The sequence below is a fragment of the Brevibacillus agri genome, from assembly GCF_004117055.1.
GTDB classification, from domain to species: domain Bacteria; phylum Bacillota; class Bacilli; order Brevibacillales; family Brevibacillaceae; genus Brevibacillus; species Brevibacillus agri.
The window spans coordinates 4,337,151-4,361,499 of the sequence record NZ_CP026363.1; the positions used below are offsets into that span (position 1 = coordinate 4,337,151).

The following is a 24,349-nucleotide window of genomic DNA, read 5'->3' on the forward strand; positions in this document are numbered from 1 at the left end:
AAAAGTCCGAATTAGAAAATGGAGGTGTCACCGTGGTAGAAGTCCATCAGCACGAAGATGTCCTGTGCCTGGAGGGGATTGTACAAAGAGCGGGCCGCGAGTGGGGAATCCAGGTGTATGTCGTAGACGGCATGATGGTCGATACCGGGCCGCAAACACTCGCAGCCGGCCTGACCGACCGCTTTTCAGCCGCTTCCTTCGACGCTGTCGTCCTGACGCACAGCCATGAAGATCACAGCGGAAACGCAGCCTGGCTTGCCAACAGCAAAAACGTCCCCATCTACGTCCACGAAAAAGGGGTGGAGCTATGCTCCAGACCCGCCGACTATCCGCTGTACCGCCAGCTTGTCTGGGGAATGCGCGAGCCTTTTGCCGCCCGGCCGCTCGCTGAAACGTTTCACTCCCGCACCATCGACTGGGAGGTCATCTACACTCCCGGACATGCGCACGACCACGTCGCCCTGTTCGACAAGCAAACAGGCCGCCTGTTTTCCGGCGACCTTTTTCTCGGAACGAAGACAAAAGTAATTTTGCGCGACGAGTCCATTCCGCTGTTGATCGATTCGATTCGCCACGTCCTGACCCGCGATTTTCGCGCTATGTACTGCGCTCATGCGGGCTACATCGCCAAAGGGAAAGATTTGCTTGCGCGCAAGCTGGACGATTTGCTCCAGCTACAAGGGGAAATCTTGCATTTGCACGGGCAAGGGCTGACTGTGGCGGAAATCAACGCACTGCTTTTCGCCAAGCCGTCGCCGATCATCGCCGTGTCCGAAGGCGAATTTGACTCGGTGTACATCGTCACTTCTGTGCTCGCAGGGCATCCCCAAACGGAATCGAAGTCAATCGTCTAGCCCTGGCCAAGCTGCCTGGACAACTGGCCGAGATGGTGCTCCATATGCGCGACGTAATCCTCCATCAGCCAGCGCAGACTGACCGTCGTGCCGTCGGCCAATATACAGGCATGCTCGCAAGCGGCGGGCGGCATCGCGGCCATGACCGCGACCACCGAGCGGTTCAGGCTGCTCCATAGCTGCACGATCTCGAAGGCAGGCCGCGCCTGGTACGCTTGCGCTTTTACCCATTCGTCCTGCTGGTACGGGATCAGCGCATACGGCTGCTCGGTCTGCGCGCGGACGAAGCGGGCGAGGTTGTTGATCGCCGAGTCGCACAAATGGCCGAGAATTTCTTTGGCGGACCATTTGCCCGGAGCCGGACGCCTTGCCGTCTCTTCCTCTCCCCTGTCCCGAAACATGTCCGGAACTTCTGCCAGATGCTTTTGCATGCGGGCGATTTGCTGCTCCATACAGCCACCTCCTGTTCTTTCTCTTCACCGTATCAGGTTCAGCCAATTCGTTCCAATAGAATGATTCGATGCCCCCCATCAGCGCGAGGAATGGGAGGGAGGCAGCACCGCAAGCAACAGCAGCAGGTGGGCAGACTTTTCGCAGCAAATCTTTTACAATAAAAAGAAAACGAGCTTGTCAGGGAAAGGACGAAACCGCTCATGGCAATCAAAAAAATCGAGCACGTCGGGCTGATGGTCAAAGATTTGGAGGCGTCCATCGCCTTTTACACGAAAGTGATCGGCATGGAGCTGAAAGGGACGCTCGTGCATTCCAATCAGATTATTACGCTCGCTTTTCTCGGGTTTCCGGGCAGCACAGAGACGGAGCTGGAGCTGATTCACGGCTACAACGACGCGCTGCCGGAGGAAGGCAAGGTGCACCATCTGGCGTTTGCGGTGAATAACCTCGAAGCCGAGATCGAGCGGCTGCAGCAGCTTGACGTCTCCTTCATCGACGAAGCGATCACGACGCTGCCCAACGGCTCCCGCTACATGTTTTTCCGCGGGCCGGACGGCGAATGGCTGGAGCTGTTTGAAAGCACGCGCTAAATCAAAAACGAAGACCATCCGGCTCATTCGCGGCCCGGATGGTCTTCGCTTTTGTCGTTACTGGTTCCCTACGTTGATAAACGGAGTCGCGCCGCCTGTGACGTTCGGCAACTTGCCGTCCCATTTGCGGATCGCTTCCAGTTGCGCTTCGATCTGTCTGAGCTGAATCAGCTCCGGCGTGACTTCCTGCTTTTGCAGGCGCAACGCTTCGGCCTGTGCCTGCGCGCGCGTAATCTCCTGCTCCTTTTCGATCTTGATCCGCTCCAGGTCGAGCTTCGACTTGAGCGCCTGCTGCTCCGCTACTTGCTTCGACTCGATCGCGCGGTTAAATTCGTCGCTGAACGTAAACTCGCGAATGTTGATCTCATCGAGAATGATGTTGTAGGCAGACAGCTTTTGTCGCAGCGCTTCCTTGACCTTGTTGCTCACCTCGGAGCGCTTGGAGATCAATTCTTCTGCCGTGTACTGCGCGGTGACGGCCTTCAGCGCTTCGGCGATTGCCGGGTCGACGATGCGGCTGTTGTACTCCAGCCCCACCTGCTGGTACAGCTTGTTGACGTTTTCGCTGTCCAGATGGTGGTTGACCGCGATGGTCGTCGAGACGGTTTGCAGGTCACGCGAAGCGGACGTTTGGCTCGTCTCCGATTTTTGAACCCGTACCTCCATCGGAATGACGGTCTGGATAAAAGGAATTTTAAAGTGCATGCCTTCCTGCAAAACTTTTGGCTGTACCGCGCCCAATTGCAGCACGACACCGCTATGCCCCGCTGATATGATCGTAAACGATTGGGTCCCGAGCAAGACCAAAACGGCTAGTACGAGAATGGTTGCGAGCAGCTTTCCTCCAGCTTGGAACGGATTCATCTTCACTACGTTGTTGTCGTTCATGTTCCGCCTCCCCTTTTTTTATCTGTTCGTTTATACATACGGGTCAGCAGCCCACAAGTTTCAACAACTTTCTGTCTTTACTGCCGCAAGCAACACGTTGCCCATGCGCTCGGCCTCGATTTTGCACAGTTCAAACTCTACCTCGCCGGATACGTGGGAAATCAGTTGAATGACTTCCTCGCAGCCGTGGCTGCAGATGAGGAACTGCTCCCACTTCACTTCGGCGCGCGGCACTTTTCTGGCCGAAAAGCCGCTTTGAAAACCACCAATGGTCATGTCGATCCTCTCCTAGCTAAAAAACAGATCAAAAATGTTGCGAGCAGCAGAAGTGTCCCGCAATCATCCCCACTCCTTTCGTCTCTTGACGAGCCAAAAACTGAACAGAAGGACATGGCCGTACAACAGAGCCGCGCCTCCGCCTAACAGCAGCAACCCGCCAGACGCAAAAGCATTGCTCAAAGAGCGCCCGTTCGATACGACTACGACGAACAGCCCCATCACGAAGCAGCCCGCCAACGCATAGGCAAAAAAGCGAAATAGATACACAGCCAGCGGATGCTTCCAACCCGTTTTGCGTTCGGCGAACTCGATCAGATAGGCAAACGGAATCCCGCCAAGCAAATAGACGGGGAGGGCATAAATGAGATAAATCGCGACAAGCGAGCCGTACGACCAATGGTAGACACCCTCTTCCCGCTCACCTGCTGGCGTGTAGTTCGACCAGGCGAGCACCAGGCAAAAAATGAGCGCAGACGCGAGCGCGACCAGCACTTTTCGAAGCATGGGCGATCACTCTCCTTCCCGGTTCTATCATACCATTTTGGATTTGAGAAAACCTGGAAACGGTTAAAAAAGCGGGGGACCTCTCATGTTCCGCTTCTTCGGTTAAGCTTCGTCGGCTGCCGTTTTATAAAATGCAAAATAAACTCCGTAACTGGTAAAATGCGTATAGATCCACAGCAAGCCTAAAAGAGAAGCCAATCCCAAAGAGATTCACAAAAGCACTTTGCTCATCTTGCCAAAGGAGGATTCGATCCATGCTGTTTCTCATGATGGCAGGTCTGGTTGTTGCACTCGTTCTTTTTTTCCTGAAGCGAATCGGTGCGAGAAACTACTACTCGGCCGTAACGCTTGTGCTCCTGTTCGCATCCGTGCTCTCGACGGTCTGCCTTGCCCAAAACTACACCGAGAGTCTCATCCCTGCAGCAAATGACGGAATCGCCATCTCCAATTCGCTCGCTTACTGGATTATCGGCGAGGATCGCTGGTCGCGCGAGCTGTTTAAAAGCTACTTCGATGGCTCCGTGTACGTTTCCTTGCTGCTTTTGCTGCTCTACCTCGGCTGCGTCATCCAGGAAAAAAGACACACCCAGAAGTAGCCAGCCTCTGTGCGTATTGCCGTGACGTGAAAAATCCCCCCCGGTCTACAGGGTGGAGTCCAAGCTGTTTTGGACTCTTTTTTCCTGTCTGCCGTGAGGGGATCGCGCCGGAACATGCTGCGAACCTGGCTGGTTTTGCACTCCACAGCCCCGTTTCCGTTCCATCTCAGAAAAGAAAGGCGCCCCCGCTGCCTCTGTAGCCACTGTTAAGGGGCAACCACGCTGCGCTCCCCCGCTTCATTTCAGCTTCGCCACCGTCCACTTTTTCTCGGCGGACGGCGCAGACGAATTGGCGAGGACTTTGGACAGGCGCAGGGCGAAGACGAAGGCGACGGCCATGAATCCGGCGATCATCGCGACGACACCGCCCCAGCCGAGCGACGACCAGAACATGCCGCCCATCGTCCCGCCGATGCTGGAACCGGCGTAATAAAAGAACAGGTAGAGCGATGATGCTTGCGCCTTGTCATGAGTCGCCCGCCGCCCGACCCAGCCGCTCGCAATCGAATGGCTTCCGAAAAAGCCGAAGGTCAGGACGGGCAAGCCCGCGATGATGACCGCCAAATGACTGTCGAGCGTCAGGCACGCGCCGAGCAGCGTCAGCAGCAAGGAGACGAGCAGCATTTTCAGCCTGCCGAACTTGTCTGCGAGCTTCGCCATCCAGACGGAGGCGAACATCCCGACGAGAAACACGATGAAAATCCAGCCGACGAGCGTTTGACTGAGCGAATAAGGCGCTGCGGTCAAGACGTACCCGATGTAATTGTAGAGCGCCACATTGCTGCCGAGACTCAAAAACCCGATGCCGAACAGGCAGAAAAGAGCCGGGTCCCGCAAGTGGCTGAGCATGGAAGCCGCCAGCTTGCGCACCTCGGGAGCGCGCGCGTGAAAGTTTTGCGAAGCAGGCAGGCTGAACCAGAAAATCAGCGTGGCGACGAGGCTCATCAGGCTGATCGCGCCCATCGCCATGTGCCAGTTGAACAGGTCGGTCAGTATGCCGGAGAGAATCCGCCCGCACACCGCCCCCAGCGAGTTGCCGCTGATGTACAGCCCCATGGCGACTCCCAGACTTTTCGGCTCCATTTCTTCGCCCAAATAAGCCATGGCAATAGACGGAAGGCCGCCTAGCGAGATTCCCTGGATGATGCGAAAAAGAAGAAGAGATTCGTATGAAGGGCTGCATGCCGTCAGGATCGACAGGAGGGAGGCGGCCAGCATCGAGCTAATCATTACCGGCTTGCGTCCCCACACCTCTGAGATCGTCCCGAACACGAGCATGCTGACGGACAGCGAGATCGTCGTCAACGAGAGCGACAAGCTCGCCATCGTCGGCGAAACGTGAAACTCTTTTGTAAATTCAGGCATCAATGGCTGCGTGCTGTACAAAATCGCAAACGTGTTGAAGCCCGCCGCAAAAAAAGCCAGATTGGTCTTGCGAAAAGCGGTTGTGCCTTGCTTGATGTATCCCATGGTGGTGAAACCTCCCCGCGTTTCTACCCGTTTCACTGTTATACTATCATTGGCAATTCATAATGTATAATTTATTGTAATCATAATTTTCATGCACGATAGTAATGAATCGGACACACGCGCTTTGTCGCGCAGGGAGGTCACCCGAATGGAATGGCAACAACTCGAATATTTTCAGACGCTCGCCCGGATGCAGCACGTCACCCGTGCGGCGGAAGCGATGTCGCTCTCCCAGCCCGCGCTCAGCCGCTCAATCGCGCGGCTGGAGGAAGAGCTGGGCGTCCCGCTCTTTGAACGGCAAGGGCGGACGATCATGCTGAACCGTTACGGCCAGCTTTTTTTGAAGCGCGTCAACCGCATCCTCAAAGAATTTGAGGACGGAAAACAGGAGCTGCGCGATCTCGTCCACCCCGACCGCGGCGAGGTTGCCCTCGGCTTTTTGCACACGCTCGGCACCAGCCTGATTCCCGACCTCATCGGCGCGTTTCGTGCCAAGTCGCCCTCCATCGGCTTCACGATGATCCAAAACCACAGCTACTCGCTCCTCGAGCATCTCGACGCAGGCGAGCTGGACCTGTGCCTTCTCGCCGAGCCGACGGAAACCAAGCTGCCGATCCAGTGGACGCCGCTCTGGAGCGAGGAGCTGTTTGCCATCGTGCCGATCGGGCATCCACTGGCCGGACGGGAGAGCATCCTGCTTTCGGAAATTGCCGAGGAATCGTTTATTTTTTTGAAAAAGGGCTACGCGCTGCGGCGCACGACCGACCAGCTTTTTGAGCAACTCGGCGTCACCCCCCGCGTGACTTTTGAGGGCGAGGAGGCGGCCACCGTCGCGGGGCTGGTCGCAGCCGGACTGGGCGTGTCCCTGCTCCCCGATTTGCGCGGCATCGACCAAAGCAAAATCGCGCAAATCCGCATCCGCGCGCCCAAGTGCCAGCGCGTAATCGGCATGGCGCTGGTCAAAGGCGGGTATTTGTCTCCGGCTGCGGTTCGCTTTAAGGAGTTTATTTTGGATTACTTCGGCAAGTGACAGCAAAAAGACCCTTGGGCGATTGTCCCGGGTCTTTTTGTCGTTCTGTTTATTTCGCCTGATGCCCCAGCAGCTTCTCCACGACCAGATCAAGCTGCCCCTCAATCGCCAGCGGGTCGTAGTAGTACATCTGCTCAAACGTCATCCTGTACACATGGTTGTTTTTGACGGCCGACAAGTTTTTGTAGACCGCGTTTTCAAAAAACTTGTCCTGGTCCTCCTGCTTCGTCTCATACGTGGTCACAAACATGTGGTCCGGACCTGCTCCGAGCCTTGAAAGGAAGGACGTCCGCGCAAAGGGGCAACCAAGCTGAGAGCACAACAGCCCCCTCGCCAAAAACGCTTGACGCTTGGCTTGCACATTGAGCGCTGCTGCATCGTTACAGAAGCTTTATCCCAGCAAAACAGCCCGTCTGCACACGTAAAATTCAGCGTGCCAGACGGGCTGTTTCGATCAGGACGAAGCAGCGTGCAAGTTTTTGAACTGATTGTAAAACAACTGGTAGTATACCCCTTTTTGCGCGATCAGGTCGTCGTGGCTGCCTTTTTCCACGATCTCGCCGCTGTCCACGACCATGATCGCGTCGGCGTCGCGGATCGTGCCGAGCCTGTGCGCGATCACAAAGCTCGTGCGCCCTTCCATGATCGTCGCGAGCGTATCCTGAATAATCAGCTCTGTCCGCGTGTCTATGCTGCTCGTCGCCTCGTCGAGAATCAGAAGCGACGGCCGGGCGAGGATGACGCGGGCAATCGCCAAAAGCTGGCGCTGCCCCTGGCTCAAATTGCCGCCGTTTTCGGTCAGTTGCGTATCGTAGCGCTTGGGCAGCCGATTGATGAACACATCGGCATGCGCCATTTTCGCGGCCGCCTCGACCTCGGCGTCTGTCGCGTCAGGCTTGCCGTACATGATGTTTTCCTTGATCGTCCCGGAAAACAGGTACGTGTCCTGCAAAACGAAACCGAAGCTTCTGCGCAGGCTGTCCCGCGAGTATTCGCGGATGTCTTTGCCGTCGAGGTAGATCGTCCCTTCCGTCACATCGTAAAAGCGCGTCAGCAAATTGACGACGGTCGTCTTGCCCGCACCCGTCGGACCGACCAGAGCAGTCGTGCTTCCCGCCTGTGCCTCGAAGCTGACGTTTTTCAAAATCGGCTGGTCGGGGCGATACCCGAAGCTCACCCGGTCGAATACGACGTGCCCTTTTGGCTCTCTGAGCACAGCGGCGTCCGGGGAATCGAGCGGCTCCTCCCGTTCGTCCAGCACCTCGAACACCCGCTCCGCGCCCGCTACGCCGGACTGCAGCACGTTGAAAATGTTGGCGAGATCGTTCAGCGGGCGGACAAACTGCCGCGAATAGCTGAGGAAGCTGGCGATCACCCCGACGGTAATCATCCCTTTCACCGCCAGTATCCCCCCGACAATCGCCACCATCGCAAAGCCAAGGTTGTTAATCACGTTCATGATCGGCATCAAAAAGCCCGACCAGATTTGCGCCTTCATCCCGACCTTGCACAGTCTGTCGTTGATCGCGGCAAAGTCGGCAATCGCCTTTTCCTCGTGGTTGAACGCCTTGACGACCTGAATCCCGGAAATCGCCTCTTCAATGTGGCCGTTCAGCTTGCCCAGCTCGATCTGCTGATTTTTGAACAGCACACTGGTTCGCTTCGCAATCGTGCGGGTGAGCAAAAAGACGAGCGGCACCGTAATCAGGCAGGCGAGCGTGAGAATCGGCGAAAGCACGAGCATCATCACCAGCGACCCGGCGAGCACGATCACCCCGGACATGAGCTGTGTCGTCGACTGCGAGATGGAGTTGCTGACGTTGTCGATATCGTTGGTCAGGCGGCTCATCAGTTCGCCGTGCGTGCGCGAGTCGAAAAAGGCAATCGGTAGCTTTTGCAGCTTTTCGAACAAAGCTTGCCGCATGTTGGTCACGATTCGCTGCGTGATGCCGGCGATCATCCAGCCCTGCAAAAACGTCAAGGCTCCGTCCACGATGTACGAGCCGAGCAAAGCGAGAATGATGATCGACAAAAAGCTGAACGCCTCTGCCCCGCCTGTCATCGCGTCGATGGCCTTCCCGATCAGGTACGGAGCCGAGAGCATCAGCAAACCATCGACGAGCACGATGGCGAACACGAGCGGCAGCCATCGTTTTTCCCGCCCGAACGCTTGCCACAGTCTTTTTATGGTCGCCGAAAAGTTTTTCGGCTTGCTCACCGGCACGCGCGCGCCCCCATGGCCGAAGCCGCGGCCCGGACGGGGAGGAAAAAACGGCTGTTCCTTTTGCTCCTGGCTCATCCTAGCTCGCCTCCTTGCCGATTTGCGACGTAAAGATTTCCTGGTAGACCCGGCACGTAGCCAGCAGCGTTTCATGCGTGCCGATTCCGGCGACCTCTCCGTTGTCGAGCACGACAATCTTGTCGGCATCCATGACAGAGGTGATCCGCTGCGCGATCAGGATGCAGGTCAGCCCTTTTGCGTACGTTTGCAGCGCTTCCTTGATCTTGCTCTCCGTCGCCACGTCAACCGCGCTCGTGCTGTCGTCGAGAATGAGAATCTCCGGCTTTTTCACCAACGCCCTGGCGATGGAGATGCGCTGTTTCTGCCCGCCGGAAAAGTTGACTCCGCCTTGGCCGACGCGCGTCTGGTAGCCTTCCGGCGTCGCCGCAATGAACTCGTGGGCCTGCGCCATCCGGGCCGCTGCTTCCACTTCCTCCTCCGTGGCATCCTCCTTGCCCCAGCGGATGTTTTCCAGCACCGTTCCCGTAAACAGCGTCGTCTTTTGCGGGACGATCGCCATTTTTTCACGCAGCTTGGCCGGGTCCACCTCGCGGACATCTTGCCCGTTTACGCGAATCGTCCCTGCCGTCACATCGTAAAAGCGCGGAATCAGGCTGACGAGGCTGCTTTTCCCCGCCCCGGTCGAACCGATGATTCCCACTGTCTCTCCTGGCAGGCACGAAAACGAAATCTGCTTCAACACAGGCTGTCCACCTTCGCCATCGTACGAAAAGCTGACCTGTTCAAAGTCAATCCGGCCTTTTTCTTCCCCCGGCTCCTGTCCATGCGCCGCGTCCTCTTTCCAGCTCATCCGGTTTTCCTCGGCGAAAACTTCTCCGATCCGGCCAGCCGAAGCCTTGGCCCGCACGAACATGTTGAAAACCAGGGAAATCATCATCAGCGAAAACAAAATTTGCGTCATGTAGTTGGTGAACGCAATAATGTGGCCGACCTGGATATTGCCTTGCTCCACGCCAAGCCCGCCCATCCAGAGCACGGCCACAATCCCGAGGTTGACCGTCAGCATGATCGCCGGGCTGAACACGGACATGACGCGCGTGGCAGACAGCGACTTCTCTTGCAACTCTTCGTTTGCCCGCGTGAATTTGCCGACCTCGAAGTCAAAGCGGTTGAACGCCTTGACGACTCGCACCCCTGACAAATATTCGCGCATCGCTCCGTTGACGCGGTCCAATGCTTGTTGCACCTTGAGGAAAAACGGAAAGCCGATTTTCAGATTCAAAAAGATCAACAAGCCGACAATCGGCACGACGACAGCGAGCACGACAGCCAACTCCGCATTCAACTGCGTCGCCATGAACAGTCCCCCGATGCACACCAGCGGCGCTTTGACGAAAATGCGCATCATCCCGTTGACGAACACCTGCACCTGGTTGACGTCATTGGTCAGGCGGGTGACGAGCGACGCCCGGTCGAACTTGTTGAGACTGTCAAACGACAAGGACTGCACCTTGGAAAACAAATCGGACCGCAACTGCGCTCCGAAGTTTTGCGACACATAAGTGGCTAGCACGTTGCGCATGGAGGCGGCGACAGCGCCCAGCGCCGTAATCAAGAGCATCAGTCCCCCGGTTTTCAGCACGTAATCCATGTCGCGCTGCGCCACTCCGATGTCGATAATCCGCGACATGATCGTCGGCTGCAACAAATCGCACAACGCCTCCACCATCAAAAAGATCATGGAGATGCTCGCGAGCACGCCGTACTTCTTTATGTATTTTTGATAAAACCGCATTTGTTCACCTCATCCCTCGCCTCTTTTGCTATACGTGAAACTTCTATGTTCCACGATACCTGTTGGCATAAAAAATGTCACGGGGGGAGTTGCGGCAAAAAAGCAGTTCGGTGCAGAAGCAAAGCGTGGCTCGCGATGTTTTCACGCTAATCGTGCGGCCCCATTTGCTGGCTGACTTCAACCTGCGTGATGCGCCAAGCCGCAAATGCGCTTTTGTGCAGCGCAAACACCAGCGTCCCGCCGTAGATTTGCCGCACGGTACGATTCGGGTTGTACTCGATCGCCAGAAACCGCGCGACGACTTGGCGCTCGTCCGCCGAGACGAAATGCTCGCTGAGCGTTACTTCCGGCTCGCCCAACTGCTTCGTTTGCGCAAACTGAAAAAAGCCAGCGATTTTGCCCGCATCCGCCTGGTCAAGCGCCAGCTCGCCCGCTCTGCCTGCGCGCACAGCTTCCAGCGCGTCTTCGACTGTTTGGATCGGCGTTGCCAGCCCCAGCGTCAGCCAAAACGTAAAGGCCAAAACGGCCAGCAGCAAACCGCTTATGCGTATGATTCGCTTTCTCACGCTCTTCCCCTCGCTTCCCGATACATCTCTTTCCATCATAACGACAAACAGGCAGCAACGAACACCTTTTCCTGTTCGTTGCTGCCTGAATTGTGTTTCTTCTATAGCTGCTATGCAAATGCGCTGCCTCCCTCACCTCCTTTAAAAGCGTTGTGCGATTTTGCTAGATTCCATGCGAGATAGCGTGGTGCGGGTTTGGCGGATTTGGCGGATTTGGCGGATTTTGCGATTTTCGCGGGTTTCGCGGTTTCGCCGTTTTAGGAGTTTCCGCTAGTTTCTACTCGCTTTTGTCCGTTTTCACCCGTTTTCCCCGTCTACACGTAGCTGAGGTTGTATTTGTCCAGGTAATGCTGGACTTCACGCTGCCCCTCCTGCAGCGCAGACAGCATCGTCAGCAACCGCTCGCCCTCCGGAGTGCGGCTGACAGGTCCGGCAATGGTCATCGAGCCGACGATTTCCCGCCGCTTGTTGAACAGCGGAACGGACAGCCCGAACACCTCGTCGGCGAACTCGCCCGCGCTGAAGCACCAGCCGCGCTTTTTGATCTCGTCCAGCTTCTTGTACAGGCTCTCTTTTTCCACGACGGTGTGTGCCGTGAGCGCCGTCAAGCCTCTGGCGATCACATGCTCCTGAACGTCGCGCGGCAAGTACGCCATAATAACCGTATTGGACGCCCCCGCATGCAACGGCGTCCGACTGCCGACCGACACGGAAAACTTGATGCTCTGCGAGCTTTCCGCCATCTCCACGTGCACGCACTCCAACTGATCGAGCCAGGTCAAAAAGATCGTTTCGCCCGTCTGCTCGGAAACGTTTCTCATGATCGGGTAAATGTACTCCGAGATGCCCAGCTTGTCTTCCACAAGCTGTCCGAACTCCCACAGCTTCATGCCCAGCTCGTACTTTTTCGTCTCGTGGTCCTGAATCAAATACCCCTTTTGCTCGAACGTAGCCAAAATGCGGTAGACGGTCGTATGGTTGATCCCCAATTCCTTGGCTAGCTCGCGCACTCCCCAGGAAGTTCGTTCTTTTGTAAACAGTTCCAACAGCTCCAACGATTTTTCCAACGTTTTTAATGTCATGGCCCAACCTCCTGGTTCTATAATAGAACCACCGTTTCTTTTATATACACATTATAAGGGAGGGTGTTTTTTATTTTCAATCAATTTTTAAAACTCCAAATTCAATAAAATAATCCTGCTCGGACAAAACATCGACGGCGCACGTCCAGGAGACGCGCTTGCTTTTTTCTCCCAATCCGCTATATTAGGTAATAACTAAAAACATTAGGCAATACCTAACACATTCGTTTTTTGGCAAGTCGAGAGGGGGAACGGGAAGGCATGCTTGTCTGGATGTTGCGAAAAGTAATGGCGGACAGAGGCATCTGGTCCGGGGCGGCGCTCGCCCGGTTGCTGAAAGAAAAGGCAGGCTATGAACTCTCGGCTCCGTCGATCAGCGCGCTGCTCAACGGCCAGCCGAAGCAAATGAAAGCCGACACGCTGGATGCTTTGTGCACGGCGCTGGAATGCACGCCGAACGATCTGTGGGTGCACACCCCGCCCTCGCAAAACGAAGGGGCGTAATTCATTTTTTGGAGGTAGAAGGCAGATGGCAGTAAAAACAATCCTCCCTTTCGGAGATCCGATTTTACGCAAAACCGCAAAGCCCGTCACCGAGTTCAATGACAGGCTGGGAAAGCTTCTGGACGATATGACGGAGACTCTTTACGCCAAGGAAGGCCGGGCTGGGCTGGCCGCGCCGCAAGTCGGCTTTTTAAGGCGCGTGATCGTCATGGATTGCGGAGACGGGCTGATCGAGCTGATTAACCCGGAAATTTTGGAGCTGGACGGCGAGCAGATCGGGCCGGAAGCGTGCCTGTCTTTTCCCGGCTACTCGGGCATCGTGAAGCGCGCCCAGTACGTGAAAATCCAGAGCGCAAACCGGGCGGGCGAGACGTTCACGCTGGAGGGCGAAGGTTTTTTGGCGCGCTGTATCCAGCATGAGATCGACCATTTGAACGGCGTGCTGTTCGTGGACCGGATCGACGGGGACAAGCTGTACCACGACCAGACGAAGCGCAAAGTGAACCTCATGGACGTTTGGCAGTTGACGAAAAAGCAAGGGTAAACGGCACGGATGAACAAAACGCCAAAAAATCCACCTGACGATGCGAGGTGGATTTTTTGCATATGGGAAAGTTTGTCCTGATGGCCGAGGATTTCTGCGATGACGAGCACTACATACACGCTGCAGCTAATTCCAGCCGATTTCTGCGCAGTCATACGCCCCATCGGAAATGGATAGTGCTACACCCGCTCTGAAGCCAACCGCATTCCTTCGACACGACGCCGCTGATAATGTAAACAGGTACGAATCCCTCACCTATCTCAATTCGTCTGGCAATGTTTGCAAGCTCCCACTTTTTTAGTAGCTTTGCCGCCTCTTTCATGCTGACCATTGCGTTATAAGCCAATTCATGGACGGTCAATTGGCCATTCCGATGTGTAGCCACCTGAAGTCCGATTCGCTCAATCTGCTCCGCTTCCTCCCTCGCCTGTATAGAGTAGAAAGTTCTGTAGGCTGCGCAGACCGCCCCAATCCCTCCATAAAAGATAAAATGGCTCCAATTCATGAATGCGTAACCGGCCAGAAAAGAATAAAGAAAGGCATAACAGCATGTCTGCATCAATTGCTCCTTTACCCGTTTGAGCTGCGCGAGCGGATTATAGTTGGGTTCCCGCAAGTACACCATTGATTCAGCGGTGACATTCGGAAACAAGTACATCACGGTCCCATCATTCCCGTAGGACGTCGATACGAGATTGGCCTTGTGCCATCGATCGGCCATCCGCTGAATGGACGACAGGCTCTCGTCGGTAAATTCTGCGATTTCTTGTGGATAGAGAACACCTTGATTGTCCATGACATACCCCAAGACATCGTGCTCGGTTTTCCGTACATAATTTCGGTAAGTCAAATAAACAACATGAAATATTTGGATAACCGCAAACACGTTGACGAAGAGTGCCCCTGTCATAAACTCCTCTGAAAGGATGGTCTGTTTATCAAGCAGCCAGAGGGGAGCAATGATTGTCACGAGAATGAAACCGGTGACCTTCAGCCACTTTTTCCATATTTTCTGCTCCTTCTCATCCGCTTCTGTTTCGTCAGCCTTTCCACAATACTCTCCATCACTTGGCAACCAATTCTCGTAGATGAGCGGTGCCAAGTGATATACCACAGCCTCACCAACGGAGTTGAACTGCTAACGACTTGCTTTTTCTCAAATTCCTTCAAGATTCGCTCACATTCTGATAGCTTCAGGGAAGTATCCAATGCCAGTACCGTGTTCGAGGGCAATCTGTATCACACGGCTATGATAAAAACGGTCCTGACTTTTTTTCGCAAGCACTTTTTCAATCAGCAGGCTCGCCATGTAAATCAGGGAGAGAGCTGCCAAAAGTACACCTATAATGCTCCTATTGTCCATAATGAGATATAAAGTAGAAAAAAATGGCTGTTGCATTAGCAAACCAGTAATTAGCAAACACGATAGAAGAAAACTGCCACATATTACAATTATCATCGCACCGCCTAAGTACCTCATTTGCTCACCCCCTATCCTCTATTTGGTCCTGCTTTAGAAATCCAGGAAAGTAATAAAGGATATCACCCGATTTCGTTACACTCAGGTCAGCATGTCCCTTTTTTTGAAGATCGTCCAAAATTTTTTGCGCTTCCTCCAGGGAGAGAGTAGATTTTGTAGCTATATCTACGACTGTAACATATCCATCATTCTCCCGGGCAATGTCCAAAACTTTTAAAATAGCAGAATCTTCTTTTGGGAAACGGATTATCTTCAGGATTTTTGCTATTTTTCCCTCCACCATCAGCCCGATCGGAAAAGCGAACGCGTAAGAGAGAATCAGGATCGAAAGCGTGTCTGAATCGAAATGCCGATAATCGTCCATTTTTTCTGGATTCCAAAGAAATTCCTGTGTAACAATTGGCAGCAAATATTGAAACCCAAAAAACAGAAGAATGGTTAGTGCAATAATACTCATATCATTCCCTCAACTTTCATATTTTCCCATGCTTTTCAATTTTACACTCCAGCCTCTCTTTTCGAAATCACCTTCCCACGTATTTTTATCTAAAATGCTAACAAATAAGATGTCATCTCGTCTGACCTAAACAAATTCCAAACAGAGTGTGAACACGAATGAATGGTCATCCCGACTGTAACGAAATACGCTGGACAGGAATTGAAAAGTAAAAAAGCGAAATCACGCCCATGCGAGGCCCCTCTGGATCTCTCCCAGAGCTGGACTTGCCTTCAGACGCCTTTCGCTTTTTTCATGAGCCTGGGGGCAAATACCCCACAGCACTTCTTCCGTTTCCCTTTTCTTCGGCAGGCTGCCGCTACGCAAACACAATCGTCTTGTTCCCGTACACGATCACTTTGTCCTCGACATGCCAGGAGATCGCCTGGGCCAAGACGTTGCGCTCGACGTGGCGGCCGGCCACCTTCAAGTCTTCCTCCGTGTAGCGGTGGTTGACGCGAATGACGTCCTGCTCGATGATCGGCCCTTCGTCGAGGTCGTTGGTGACGTAGTGGGCGGTCGCCCCGATCAGCTTCACGCCGCGCATGAAGGCGCGCTTGTACGGGTTGGCCCCGATGAACGCGGGCAGGAACGAATGGTGGATGTTGATGATCTGGTTCGGGTAATGCGCGATGAAGCGCGGGGACAAAATTTGCATGTACCTGGCCAGGACGATGAAGTCGACGTTGCCCTGCAACAGCTCCAGCGCCTTGCGCTCCGCCTCTTCCTTGCTCTGGGTCGCAAGCGGAATATGGTAAAACGGAATCCCGTACGCTTCCACCGTTTCTTTCGCATCCGGGTGGTTGCTGATGACCATCGGGATATCTACGCGAATCTCCTTCGACTTGACGCGCCAGAGCAGCTCGACGAGGCAATGGTCCATTTTCGAGACGAAAATCGCCATGCGCTTTCGCTGGCTTTCTTTGCTGAGCCGCCAGTCCATCGGGTAATCTTCGGCCATTTTCGCCAGGTCCTGCTCAAGCTGTCCAAACGATTCGGGCAGCGTCTCCAGGTCGAACAAAATGCGCATGAAAAACATGCCGTCGCGCGGGTCTGTCGTGTGCTGGTCGAACTGCACGATGTTCGCTTTGTAGCTGAGCAGCAGGTTGGAGACGGCCGAGATGATGCCCAGCCGCTCCGGGCACGAGATGAGCAGGATGGCTCGGTTGTCGTTTTTTGCAGGCTCGTGGTTCATATATGTTCCTCCCATTCTGGATGCTTTTCCCTTTTCCATAGACTGCCCAATCCGCACGGAAGACCTCGATCAAACGAATCGGCGTGATGGGCTTTGCAAGTACTTCTCGAAACAGTTTGCCGCAGAAAAGCCGGAATGAGGTTATTCAATGATAACGATAAAAAAATCCACACTTAATCGCTGCTCTCTTCTCCGAGGCAAAAGTCCCTAAGACCCGTTGAGAATCCTTCCACGAGATTCTTTCAATAGCTTTTTCAGTCGAACAAACCACTGCAAGCCACTGACGAGGAAAGAGGAGAAATCCGCGAAGCTCTTTGGGAGCCCAAGAAGCTCCCGCGATTTCTCCTCTTTCCTCGCCTCCACGAAAGCCGCGATGAAGACCCAAACAACAGCACCGAACAACCGCCAAAAGTAACGGATTTTCGAATATCATGCGAAGATTAACTAGCGAAGTAAAACGTAACAGCATACTTAATCGCTGGTTCTCTTCTCCGAGGCAAAAGCCCCTACGATCTGTTGAGAATCCTTCCATGAGATTCTTTCAAAGGTTTTTCAGCCAACAAACCACCGAAAGCCACTGATGATTGAGGCATTCCGCAACGACGTGGAATGTCTTCAAGTGGCGCAGCTCCATCTCCCCAAAAGCTCAGTTAGACTCTCGTTTTGGTCTGTATTTGTCCATCGTAGAGCATCTGCTGCGAACAGACAACAGGCAAATACCCCGTCACCGATGCATGGGATACGGGAGAATGTCTGAAAAAGTTCAGGAATGAAGCAGTCCGTCCTCATTCGGGTACCCTATAATTTACTGTGACGGCTTCTCTTGCAAAAAACAGACCAAGGTACGATCGGAGTGACGTAAAGATGTATAAAAAGCTACTGGCCATCCCTGTAACGGCTGTGTTTCTGTTGCTGGCAGCATGCGGTGCGAACGGGCCAGGAGGGCAAGCCGCAGGCGATCCTGCCGCAAAACCGACGCGTTCTATCCAGTATTTGGGCAACACATATAAAATCCCGGCGCGAACGAAGCAAATCGCCTTCGTCGAATCTCGCAGCAGCTTTGAAGATGCGCTTTTGACCGGCATCCCCCCGTTTGCCGCTACCGTAGAAAAAAGCGGTGCGTTCCCGCAGGAATACGCCGCGATTACGCAAAATACGCAAAAGCTCCCCGCGGACATCGCGGACCACGTCGGCGACCTTGCCGCTTTGGGGCCGGATACGATCCTGACCTCCGACAAGACGTCCGAGGAAAAGCGCAGCAAGCTGGAAAGCGCAGCGTCGGTCATTCCCATCTCCTCGAATGGAGCGCATTGGGAAGACAACCTGCGGCTGCTTGCCGAGGTGCGCGGCAAAGACGCCAACGTCGATGCCATCGTGAGCAAGGTCCGGACGAATACGGAAAAAACGCGCGACAAGCTGGCTCCGCTCAAGGACAAAATCGTGCTGACCGCATGGTTTCACGAAGGCGCTTTTCTCGTCTATCCGAAAAACGAGCGGTACAACTATTTGCTCTATACCGATCTCGGGCTGGCGACCCCAAGCGTTGTAGAGCAAGCAAAAGAACCCGTGCCGCTTTCCCTCGCAGAGCTGGCACAGGCAGACCCGGATTATTTGTTCGTGATGGTCGACAAAAGCAGCGATCCCGACGCCGCCAAATCGTTCGAGCAGTTGAAGCAGCAGCCTGAATGGAGCAATCTGCGCGTGGTCCAAAGCGGCCAGGTGTACGAAAATGCCGTCAACCCCGGATTGGCCGGAGGCACGGCCTACAGCAACCAGTCGTTTTTGAACGCGCTGTCCGCGCGGCTGTTGAAATAAGTGTTTTACGGTTGGAGCATTTCGCGCGTATAAAAGCTGTAAATCGGATCATACTATATTCATCGAGCTCGGTGGTGTGTTTTCAAACAGGCTGTAGTCTTCTACGGAGGCGATGTGCCATGGATGATTTACACGATCACCTAGTGAGTAAAGGAAAACCGCAACACTGCTAACAGCTTCTAACTTCATACTGGAGGTAGATGCGTCGCACGTGATGATCGGTAACACCTCAAAACTAGCGAGCTCGATATATGCCGTCTCCTTTTAGGAGGCGGTTTTATTGTATAACGAAAACCCCCAGTTCGACTGGGGGTTTTCGTTATACAAAAAGACCTTCGCCACCAATGCGGCAAAGGTCTTTCTCTCGTTGATTATTCGCCGAGATCGACGTTGTGGTACACTTGCTGCACATCGTCCAAATCTTCGAGGGCGTCGATCATTTTTTCAAACTGGGCTTGCGCCTCTTCGGAAAGCGTCACTTCGTTTTGCGCGAGCATGGTCAGCTCGGCGACAGTGAACTCGGTGATGCCTGCTTTTTTGAACGCTTCCTGCACGGCATGGTACTGCTCCGGCTCAGCGTAGACGATGACGGCTCCGTCTTCTTCCAAAATGTCGCGGACGTCTACTTCTGCTTCCATCAAAATTTCGAGCACTTCCTCGGCTGTTTTGCCTTCGAGGCCAAATACGGCCGTCGGGTCGAACATGTAGGCAACCGAGCCTGTCACACCCATGTTTCCGCCGTTTTTGTTGAAGGCGGCGCGCACTTCAGACGCGGTGCGGTTTACGTTGTTGGTCAGGGCGTCCACGATGACCATGGAGCCGTTTGGCCCGAAGCCTTCGTAGCGCAGTTCGCTGTAGTTTTCTTCGGCTCCGCCCTTCGCTTTTTCAATCGCGCGGTCGATAATGGCTTTCGGTACGCTGTATGTTTTGGCACGCTCCAGGACGATCTTCAGAGCGCGGTTCGACTCTGGGTCCGGCTCGCCTTGCTTGGCCGCTACATAAATTTCTTTGCCGAACTTGGCATATATACGACTGGTGCTGGCATCCTTCGAAGCTTTTTTCTCTTTGATATTGTTCCACTTACGACCCATAAATTCCCACTCTCTTTCAACGTCACAGATTGATTGCTTGCAAGACTCCGTAGTCCAATTTCACACTCAACTATTATACCTCAATCTTGTGTTTTTTTACGAGACAATCCTTGTGAAAAAACGTACACGTCGTTTCGGGTGGCTTTTCCTTTCCCTGGCTCTACTTGTTGCTACTGGCTCCTCACTCTGGTCATGATTTTGGTCATAGCCCCGTCAAGTAGATGGCATAAAAAATCCCTTCCGGTCAACAGTGTTCCTCTCATGATACCATGAGGGCTTTTCTCACTGTCTGCCGTAAGGGGATAATACCACTGGTCGAAGACGCGACTTCTCACTCAAAATTCCCCGTTCGAATAATAGCATCTTCCAGAATGAATCTTTTCACTTCTGATTCAAAATAGGCGTAGATCAGAGGGGCAGTCCCCTTCTCTTTTTTTACATAACGAACACTCATTTCTCCATCAAATTGTTGAGAAATGGCAAATTTCGTTTCTGCTCCTCCTGCTGTCTGTCCGATGTATGTGACAACTTCTTCATCACTCCAGCTTTTGGGTACAAGCTCCAAATATCGATTATCGGTAAAAATGGTAAGTGTCACCGGATATTCCGGAATTTCTCCTGCCATTTGAATTCCTATTTCAATCTCATCCCCCTTTTCTATTTTTGTGATACTTATTTGTATTTGATCTAACAAAGCTGTCGCGCGTTTTAGCTGTAAGATATCTAAAGCAAGCAATCCCCCTAAAGCAAGTGCTAGGATAACGAATGCGCTCCAAATGAGTTTTTTCAACCAATCTCCTCCTCATTCTTGTTCTGGAACCACTATTTCTACTTGTTTGAAAATGGCGGTTAGACATAGATTCTGCCTAGCCGCCACATTTCCTTGCTTAGTCAACAATCTCGATATCATAAGATGATTTTTTTGTAATTTGTGTGTACTCATGCAACAACAAAGAATAATAGTTGTACAGAGAACGGTACTTGAAGTAACCACTAAAATTGATTTTCGCTGTGCCTGTATCAATCGATGGTGCTGTATCCATAAAATATCGAACTGCAAAACCTGGAGTCCTGCCTGGGTTTTTATCAAAATCGCGTTCGTCTAAGTAACCAGATGGGAAATAGTTTTCGTTCCATTTAAACTCATACAACAAGTTGTCTGTACCATTACCAGAAATGTGTACCGAACTGGCTTCTACCGGGATGTTCACTACTCCAATTTGTGTTCCAAACCACATAGGGACACTAAATTCTTCTTTTGAATCGTTAATTGGATCCACTGTATTAAAGACCACTGGTTCATCCGATTCAATTCGAAGACGGAAGTTCACTATATCGTGGCTTCCCGTATAATCAACCCCCTCTTCCTCTAGCATGTCCTCAATATCTTCAATCTCTGTTCCCCATCGAAAACTAAAGTTATTACCAGCATCAGTTTCGGTCGTAAGAGGTCCTTGAATTCGGTATCGCCAACCTTTTCCTGTTCCGCCCTGAATTTTTTGGTAGTAATCATCTTCATCTTCAGCATATGCAGTAAGTTTTTGACGGCCATTGTTTTCTTTAACTTTTTTCATCTTGATAGTTTTTCGATCTGCTTTCTCTTTGTTTTTCTTCGTTTTTTTACCTTCTCCATCAAAGATGTACGTTTTGCTTGAACTAGGCTCATCATCATTTTTCTTTTTATATTCAAAAATATTTATTTTTGCTTCGTAGTCTTTACTCGCCTTTTTTTCGACAATTGTGAACGCTCACCAAAATGTTGACCACTTTGCTCATCATAAAGTTACCCACCTGACAGTTTGAGCACACGTCATCATTTTCACACCTAATTGCAAATGTTTTTACTGAGCCAAGGATCGTCAAGGGCTTGCGTAGCAAGGGGTTTACCCTTTATCCTTGACGATCCTTGGTGCAGGAAATAAAATGCTACTTTGTGTGAAAAAAAGCATCGTAGGTGGTCAACTCGAAGATGAGCGTTTGCTCCAAAAATGGTCAACTTTTTGATTAGCATTCACACACATAGGAATCTTATCAGTAAAGAGAGCATTTAGACCAAACCAATTCACTATTCCACAAAGGTATTGCGTGAACAAATACATGTACCGGTAAAGGATAGCCTCCATTAGCATAGGGAAATCAGTTTTTTTCCTCCAACAAAAACACAGTTCCCCACCAGGAGAACTGTGCATGCTTTGCTGTCTATTTTTTCATCAACCCTTCGTAAATCGTCTTGATGTTCCACTCCATCATCTTGATGTACGTATCGCCGTCCTCGCCTGGCTTGCCGAGCGAGTCGGTGAACACTTTGCCGACGATTGGCACGCCGGTTTCGCGCGAGACCATTTCCATGCTGCGCGGGTCGATGCTCGTTTCGACGAACAGCGCCGGGATTTTTTTCTCGCGGATCAGGTCGACTACCTGGCTGACCTGCTCAGGCGTTCCCTGGTTTTCCGAGTTGATTTCCCAAATGTAGGCGGCGTCGAAATCGTACGCCTCGCAGAAATATTTAAACGCTCCTTCGCTCGTGACGAGGACGCGCTGCTCGCGCGGGATTTGGCCGTATTGCTTGACGGCTTCGTCATGCAGGGCGCGCAGCTTCTCGATGTACGCCGTTGCGTTTTTCTCGTACGTTTCCTTGTGCGCCGGGTCGATTTTGATGAGGGCGTCGCGTGCGTTTTCCGCGTACTTGATGCCGTTGCGAACGTCCAGCCATGCGTGCGGGTCTTCTTCGCTTTCTTTGCCTTTGGTGGTCAAATGCTTGGCGGCTACCCCTTCGCTCAGGCGGAACACGGGTGCATCCGGGCCGGACTTGCCTGCCGTTTGCATCAGCTTTTCAAACCACGAGTTTCCTGCTTCCAGGTTCAGGCCGTTGTAGAACACGGCATCGGCATCCGTTGTTTTTTGCACGTCTGCTGGCAGCGGATCGTATTCGTGCGGGTTGGAGCCGACGGGAGCCAGGCTGTGGATCTCGACGCGATCTCCCCCTACGTTTTTCACGATGTCGTACAAAATCGAGTACGTCGTCACGACTTGCAGTTTGTCGTCGCCGGATTTTCCGGGCTCGGCCGAGTTGTTTTGCGGAGCGCCGCACGCAGCGAGCAGGACGGTTGAGATGAGAAAGACGAGAAACAGGTTCCATTTTTTCATGCGAATTCTCCTTTACTTTGAAAGCTCGACTCTTTTTTGCCGGGCTCGAATTGATTTCCAGACAACCCCGTGCTTGCGGGAGAACAGAAAGGCTAGCAGGAACAGCGCGGTTGCCACCATCACAATCGTCGCGCCCGAAGCCAGATTGTAGGTAAAGCTGAAGTACAAACCGACGATGGCGGAGATGACACCGAAGCCGGCAGCCAGGAAAATCATCACCGACAGGCGATCCGTCAACAAGTACGCGGTAGCGGCCGGAGTAATCAGCATGGCGACTACGAGCACGATGCCTACCGTTTGCAGAGACGCTACCGTCACCATCGTCAGCAAGGTCATCAGCAAGTAGTGGATGAGATTGTTGCGCAGACCGTAGGCGGCCGCAATCGTCGGGTCAAACGACGTCAGCAGCAGCTCCTTGAAGAACGCGTAGACGGTCACGATGACGATCAGACCGATGCCGACGGTCACCCACATGTCGGACGGCCGGACGGCGAGCACGTTCCCGAACAGGATGTGGTACAGGTCCGTACTGCTTTTCAGCATCGTAATCATGATGATCCCCAGGGCAAAAGCCGAGGTGAACAAAATGCCGATGGCCGTGTCGTTCTTGATCCGGCTGTTCTGGCTGACGTAGCCGATTCCGACCGCCGTCAGGACGCCAGTGGCGACTGCTCCCAGGAAAAAATTGATCCCGAAAGCATAAGAGAGAGCAACCCCCGGCAAAACCGCGTGGGAGATCGCGTCCCCCATCAGCGACATGCCGCGCAAAATAATGAAGCTGCCGATGACGCCGCAGATGATGCCCACTACTACAGAAGTAAACAAAGCTTTTTGCAAAAATTCATACTGTCCAATTGCTTGTAAAAAATCCATCACGCCGTTACCTCTACCTTCTCGAGAAATTGAAGTTGATGCGCGTATGCTTTCGCCATGACCTCTCGATTCAGGACTTCATCGACTGTTCCGAACTTGATAAGCTCTTTGTTCAAAAGCAGCAGTTGATCGAAGTAAGCATTCGCCTTGCTCAAGTCGTGGTGGACGACCACGATTGTTTTGTCTTGAAGCTGCAACTCCTTCAAAATCCGGATGATCGTCTCCTCGCTGGCGACGTCGATCCCGACAAACGGCTCGTCCAGAAGGAGCAACTCCGGCTTTTGCGCCAGTGCCCGAGCCAAAAAAACGCGCTGCTGCTGCCCGCCGGACAACTCGCCAATCTGCCGCTTCGCGAAGTCCTCCAGGCCGACTTTTCGCAGGCATTCCATCGCCCACGCCTTTTCCTTCTTCTTCGGAAATTTGAACAAGCCGACGCTCGGGTACGTTCCGATGAGGACGGTATCCATCACCGTGATCGGAAACGTCCAGTCGATCTGGCTCCGCTGCGGGACGTAGGCGACCTGCTTCCGGACCTCATTCACTTCCTTGCCGTAAAACCGGACGTCTCCCTTGTCTTTGCCGATCAACCCGAGCATGGCCTTAATCATGGTCGATTTCCCCGCGCCATTCGGCCCGATAATGCCCACCATGCTTCCTTGCTCGACAGCAAAGGTTACGTCCCGCACCACCTCGACTCCAAAGTAGGAGACGTGAAGCTCTCTGACTGACACCGCACTATTCATGAGATTCCCTCCAATTAACCAATCGTTCGTGTACGTTCTCGGTTGTTGTTGACCGTTGCTTCCGCTGGACAATTCTTTATGACTGGCTCATATATGCTTATACACAAAATTG

At 53.0% G+C, this 24,349-nt stretch carries 27 protein-coding genes; 7 read left to right on the forward strand and 20 right to left on the reverse strand.

The features are described from left to right. The first annotated feature begins 32 nt into the window (after positions 1–32). Complete coding sequence (locus BA6348_RS21245) at positions 33–854, forward strand: MBL fold metallo-hydrolase (RefSeq protein WP_005834486.1); 822 nt, start codon at positions 33–35, stop codon at positions 852–854. Here the strand turns inward: BA6348_RS21245 and BA6348_RS21250 are convergent. Then, a complete protein-coding gene (locus tag BA6348_RS21250) occupies positions 851–1,306 on the reverse strand; it encodes a DinB family protein (RefSeq protein WP_122953175.1) in 456 nt (151 codons plus the stop codon). The genes BA6348_RS21245 and BA6348_RS21250 overlap by 4 nt on opposite strands. A 201-nt stretch (positions 1,307–1,507) precedes the next feature. Between BA6348_RS21250 and BA6348_RS21255 the strand changes: the two genes are divergently transcribed. Then, entirely contained in the window at positions 1,508–1,897 is a 390-nt protein-coding gene (locus tag BA6348_RS21255; RefSeq protein WP_005834490.1) for a VOC family protein, read from the forward strand. A gap of 57 nt (positions 1,898–1,954) precedes the next feature. Here the strand turns inward: BA6348_RS21255 and BA6348_RS21260 are convergent, their stop codons facing one another. From BA6348_RS21260 to BA6348_RS21270, 3 genes are all read right to left on the reverse strand, one after another. Further along, on the reverse strand, positions 1,955–2,785 hold the full coding sequence (locus BA6348_RS21260) for a prohibitin family protein (RefSeq protein WP_005834491.1): 831 nt from the start codon (positions 2,783–2,785) through the stop codon (positions 1,955–1,957). Between the two features lie 60 nt (positions 2,786–2,845). Further along, positions 2,846–3,061 (reverse strand): hypothetical protein, encoded by a 216-nt coding sequence (locus tag BA6348_RS21265; RefSeq protein WP_005834494.1) that lies wholly within the window; start codon positions 3,059–3,061, stop codon positions 2,846–2,848. 63 nt (positions 3,062–3,124) lie between these two features. Beyond that, on the reverse strand, positions 3,125–3,568 hold the full coding sequence (locus tag BA6348_RS21270; RefSeq protein WP_005834496.1) for a hypothetical protein: 444 nt from the start codon (positions 3,566–3,568) through the stop codon (positions 3,125–3,127). Between the two features lie 254 nt (positions 3,569–3,822). On the opposite strand from BA6348_RS21270, the gene BA6348_RS21275 reads away from it, so the two are divergent. Next, a complete protein-coding gene (locus BA6348_RS21275; RefSeq protein ID WP_122953176.1) occupies positions 3,823–4,164 on the forward strand; it encodes a hypothetical protein in 342 nt (113 codons plus the stop codon). Positions 4,165–4,401: 237 nt separating this feature from the next. Here the strand turns inward: BA6348_RS21275 and BA6348_RS21280 are convergent, their stop codons facing one another. Further along, complete coding sequence (locus BA6348_RS21280) at positions 4,402–5,634, reverse strand: MFS transporter (protein ID WP_122953177.1); 1,233 nt, start codon at positions 5,632–5,634, stop codon at positions 4,402–4,404. 148 nt (positions 5,635–5,782) lie between these two features. Here BA6348_RS21280 and BA6348_RS21285 point away from each other — a divergent pair, with 148 nt between their 5' ends. Next, entirely contained in the window at positions 5,783–6,664 is an 882-nt protein-coding gene (locus tag BA6348_RS21285; RefSeq protein ID WP_005834501.1) for a LysR family transcriptional regulator, read from the forward strand. Between the two features lie 49 nt (positions 6,665–6,713). Here the strand turns inward: BA6348_RS21285 and BA6348_RS21290 are convergent, their stop codons facing one another. From BA6348_RS21290 to BA6348_RS21310, 5 genes are all read right to left on the reverse strand, one after another. After that, complete coding sequence (locus BA6348_RS21290; protein ID WP_005834503.1) at positions 6,714–6,914, reverse strand: hypothetical protein; 201 nt, start codon at positions 6,912–6,914, stop codon at positions 6,714–6,716. Between the two features lie 204 nt (positions 6,915–7,118). After that, entirely contained in the window at positions 7,119–8,963 is a 1,845-nt protein-coding gene (locus tag BA6348_RS21295) for an ABC transporter ATP-binding protein (RefSeq protein ID WP_122953178.1), read from the reverse strand. A gap of 1 nt (position 8,964) precedes the next feature. Then, complete coding sequence (locus BA6348_RS21300) at positions 8,965–10,701, reverse strand: ABC transporter ATP-binding protein (RefSeq protein ID WP_122953179.1); 1,737 nt, start codon at positions 10,699–10,701, stop codon at positions 8,965–8,967. Positions 10,702–10,847: 146 nt separating this feature from the next. Continuing rightward, complete coding sequence (locus tag BA6348_RS21305) at positions 10,848–11,267, reverse strand: hypothetical protein (RefSeq protein WP_122953186.1); 420 nt, start codon at positions 11,265–11,267, stop codon at positions 10,848–10,850. 314 nt (positions 11,268–11,581) lie between these two features. Then, positions 11,582–12,349: an IclR family transcriptional regulator gene (locus BA6348_RS21310; protein WP_122953180.1), complete on the reverse strand. Its 768-nt coding sequence runs from the start codon at positions 12,347–12,349 to the stop codon at positions 11,582–11,584. A gap of 261 nt (positions 12,350–12,610) precedes the next feature. Here BA6348_RS21310 and BA6348_RS21315 point away from each other — a divergent pair, with 261 nt between their 5' ends. Next, positions 12,611–12,853 carry a helix-turn-helix domain-containing protein gene (locus BA6348_RS21315; RefSeq protein WP_005834513.1) on the forward strand — a complete coding sequence of 81 codons (243 nt, stop codon included), beginning with the start codon at positions 12,611–12,613 and terminating at the stop codon, positions 12,851–12,853. A 25-nt stretch (positions 12,854–12,878) separates the two neighbouring features. Then, complete coding sequence (gene def / locus BA6348_RS21320) at positions 12,879–13,397, forward strand: peptide deformylase (protein ID WP_005834515.1); 519 nt, start codon at positions 12,879–12,881, stop codon at positions 13,395–13,397. A 151-nt stretch (positions 13,398–13,548) separates the two neighbouring features. Here def and BA6348_RS21325 read toward each other — a convergent pair whose 3' ends face one another. The 4 genes from BA6348_RS21325 to purU all read right to left on the reverse strand — a co-directional run bounded on the left by BA6348_RS21325 (position 13,549) and on the right by purU (position 16,568). Continuing rightward, positions 13,549–14,499, reverse strand: coding sequence for a MarR family transcriptional regulator (locus tag BA6348_RS21325; protein ID WP_122953181.1), 951 nt, complete (start codon positions 14,497–14,499; stop codon positions 13,549–13,551). Between the two features lie 75 nt (positions 14,500–14,574). Further along, positions 14,575–14,877 (reverse strand): hypothetical protein, encoded by a 303-nt coding sequence (locus BA6348_RS21330; protein WP_122953182.1) that lies wholly within the window; start codon positions 14,875–14,877, stop codon positions 14,575–14,577. A gap of 4 nt (positions 14,878–14,881) precedes the next feature. Further along, complete coding sequence (locus BA6348_RS21335) at positions 14,882–15,334, reverse strand: hypothetical protein (protein ID WP_005834521.1); 453 nt, start codon at positions 15,332–15,334, stop codon at positions 14,882–14,884. A 358-nt stretch (positions 15,335–15,692) separates the two neighbouring features. After that, positions 15,693–16,568 (reverse strand): formyltetrahydrofolate deformylase, encoded by an 876-nt coding sequence (gene purU / locus BA6348_RS21340; RefSeq protein WP_005835503.1) that lies wholly within the window; start codon positions 16,566–16,568, stop codon positions 15,693–15,695. An 864-nt stretch (positions 16,569–17,432) separates the two neighbouring features. On the opposite strand from purU, the gene BA6348_RS21345 reads away from it, so the two are divergent. Further along, a complete protein-coding gene (locus BA6348_RS21345) occupies positions 17,433–18,383 on the forward strand; it encodes an ABC transporter substrate-binding protein (RefSeq protein WP_025843967.1) in 951 nt (316 codons plus the stop codon). Between the two features lie 371 nt (positions 18,384–18,754). On the opposite strand, the gene BA6348_RS21350 is transcribed toward BA6348_RS21345, so the two are convergent. The 6 genes from BA6348_RS21350 to BA6348_RS21375 all read right to left on the reverse strand — a co-directional run bounded on the left by BA6348_RS21350 (position 18,755) and on the right by BA6348_RS21375 (position 24,237). Continuing rightward, a complete protein-coding gene (locus BA6348_RS21350; RefSeq protein WP_122953183.1) occupies positions 18,755–19,474 on the reverse strand; it encodes a YebC/PmpR family DNA-binding transcriptional regulator in 720 nt (239 codons plus the stop codon). Between the two features lie 331 nt (positions 19,475–19,805). Continuing rightward, complete coding sequence (locus tag BA6348_RS21355) at positions 19,806–20,264, reverse strand: hypothetical protein (RefSeq protein WP_005836894.1); 459 nt, start codon at positions 20,262–20,264, stop codon at positions 19,806–19,808. A 97-nt stretch (positions 20,265–20,361) separates the two neighbouring features. Beyond that, complete coding sequence (locus tag BA6348_RS21360; protein WP_005836896.1) at positions 20,362–21,048, reverse strand: hypothetical protein; 687 nt, start codon at positions 21,046–21,048, stop codon at positions 20,362–20,364. A 625-nt stretch (positions 21,049–21,673) separates the two neighbouring features. Beyond that, a complete protein-coding gene (locus tag BA6348_RS21365; protein ID WP_122953184.1) occupies positions 21,674–22,621 on the reverse strand; it encodes a metal ABC transporter substrate-binding protein in 948 nt (315 codons plus the stop codon). A 12-nt stretch (positions 22,622–22,633) separates the two neighbouring features. Further along, positions 22,634–23,494 (reverse strand): metal ABC transporter permease, encoded by an 861-nt coding sequence (locus tag BA6348_RS21370; RefSeq protein ID WP_005829610.1) that lies wholly within the window; start codon positions 23,492–23,494, stop codon positions 22,634–22,636. Then, positions 23,494–24,237: a metal ABC transporter ATP-binding protein gene (locus BA6348_RS21375; protein ID WP_005829612.1), complete on the reverse strand. Its 744-nt coding sequence runs from the start codon at positions 24,235–24,237 to the stop codon at positions 23,494–23,496. Before BA6348_RS21375 ends, BA6348_RS21370 begins: the two co-directional genes overlap by 1 nt. Positions 24,238–24,349 lie beyond the last annotated feature (112 nt).

Bases quoted from the DNA above. Each gene is read 5' to 3' on its own strand.
- BA6348_RS21300 (WP_122953179.1), bottom strand. From the start codon at position 10,701: ATGCGGTTTTATCAAAAATACATAAAGAAGTACGGCGTGCTCGCGAGC.
- BA6348_RS21350 (WP_122953183.1), bottom strand. From the start codon at position 19,474: ATGGGTCGTAAGTGGAACAATATCAAAGAGAAAAAAGCTTCGAAGGAT.
- BA6348_RS21330 (WP_122953182.1), bottom strand. From the start codon at position 14,877: ATGAGGTACTTAGGCGGTGCGATGATAATTGTAATATGTGGCAGTTTT.
- BA6348_RS21255 (WP_005834490.1), top strand. From the start codon at position 1,508: ATGGCAATCAAAAAAATCGAGCACGTCGGGCTGATGGTCAAAGATTTG.
- BA6348_RS21375 (WP_005829612.1), bottom strand. From the start codon at position 24,237: ATGAATAGTGCGGTGTCAGTCAGAGAGCTTCACGTCTCCTACTTTGGA.
- BA6348_RS21370 (WP_005829610.1), bottom strand. From the start codon at position 23,494: ATGGATTTTTTACAAGCAATTGGACAGTATGAATTTTTGCAAAAAGCT.
- BA6348_RS21315 (WP_005834513.1), top strand. From the start codon at position 12,611: ATGCTTGTCTGGATGTTGCGAAAAGTAATGGCGGACAGAGGCATCTGG.
- BA6348_RS21270 (WP_005834496.1), bottom strand. From the start codon at position 3,568: ATGCTTCGAAAAGTGCTGGTCGCGCTCGCGTCTGCGCTCATTTTTTGC.
- BA6348_RS21260 (WP_005834491.1), bottom strand. From the start codon at position 2,785: ATGAACGACAACAACGTAGTGAAGATGAATCCGTTCCAAGCTGGAGGA.
- BA6348_RS21360 (WP_005836896.1), bottom strand. From the start codon at position 21,048: ATGAAAAAAGTTAAAGAAAACAATGGCCGTCAAAAACTTACTGCATAT.
- BA6348_RS21310 (WP_122953180.1), bottom strand. From the start codon at position 12,349: ATGACATTAAAAACGTTGGAAAAATCGTTGGAGCTGTTGGAACTGTTT.
- BA6348_RS21250 (WP_122953175.1), bottom strand. From the start codon at position 1,306: ATGGAGCAGCAAATCGCCCGCATGCAAAAGCATCTGGCAGAAGTTCCG.
- BA6348_RS21280 (WP_122953177.1), bottom strand. From the start codon at position 5,634: ATGGGATACATCAAGCAAGGCACAACCGCTTTTCGCAAGACCAATCTG.
- BA6348_RS21285 (WP_005834501.1), top strand. From the start codon at position 5,783: ATGGAATGGCAACAACTCGAATATTTTCAGACGCTCGCCCGGATGCAG.
- def (WP_005834515.1), top strand. From the start codon at position 12,879: ATGGCAGTAAAAACAATCCTCCCTTTCGGAGATCCGATTTTACGCAAA.
- purU (WP_005835503.1), bottom strand. From the start codon at position 16,568: ATGAACCACGAGCCTGCAAAAAACGACAACCGAGCCATCCTGCTCATC.
- BA6348_RS21345 (WP_025843967.1), top strand. From the start codon at position 17,433: ATGTATAAAAAGCTACTGGCCATCCCTGTAACGGCTGTGTTTCTGTTG.
- BA6348_RS21275 (WP_122953176.1), top strand. From the start codon at position 3,823: ATGCTGTTTCTCATGATGGCAGGTCTGGTTGTTGCACTCGTTCTTTTT.
- BA6348_RS21295 (WP_122953178.1), bottom strand. From the start codon at position 8,963: ATGAGCCAGGAGCAAAAGGAACAGCCGTTTTTTCCTCCCCGTCCGGGC.
- BA6348_RS21290 (WP_005834503.1), bottom strand. From the start codon at position 6,914: ATGTTTGTGACCACGTATGAGACGAAGCAGGAGGACCAGGACAAGTTT.
- BA6348_RS21265 (WP_005834494.1), bottom strand. From the start codon at position 3,061: ATGACCATTGGTGGTTTTCAAAGCGGCTTTTCGGCCAGAAAAGTGCCG.
- BA6348_RS21335 (WP_005834521.1), bottom strand. From the start codon at position 15,334: ATGAGTATTATTGCACTAACCATTCTTCTGTTTTTTGGGTTTCAATAT.
- BA6348_RS21365 (WP_122953184.1), bottom strand. From the start codon at position 22,621: ATGAAAAAATGGAACCTGTTTCTCGTCTTTCTCATCTCAACCGTCCTG.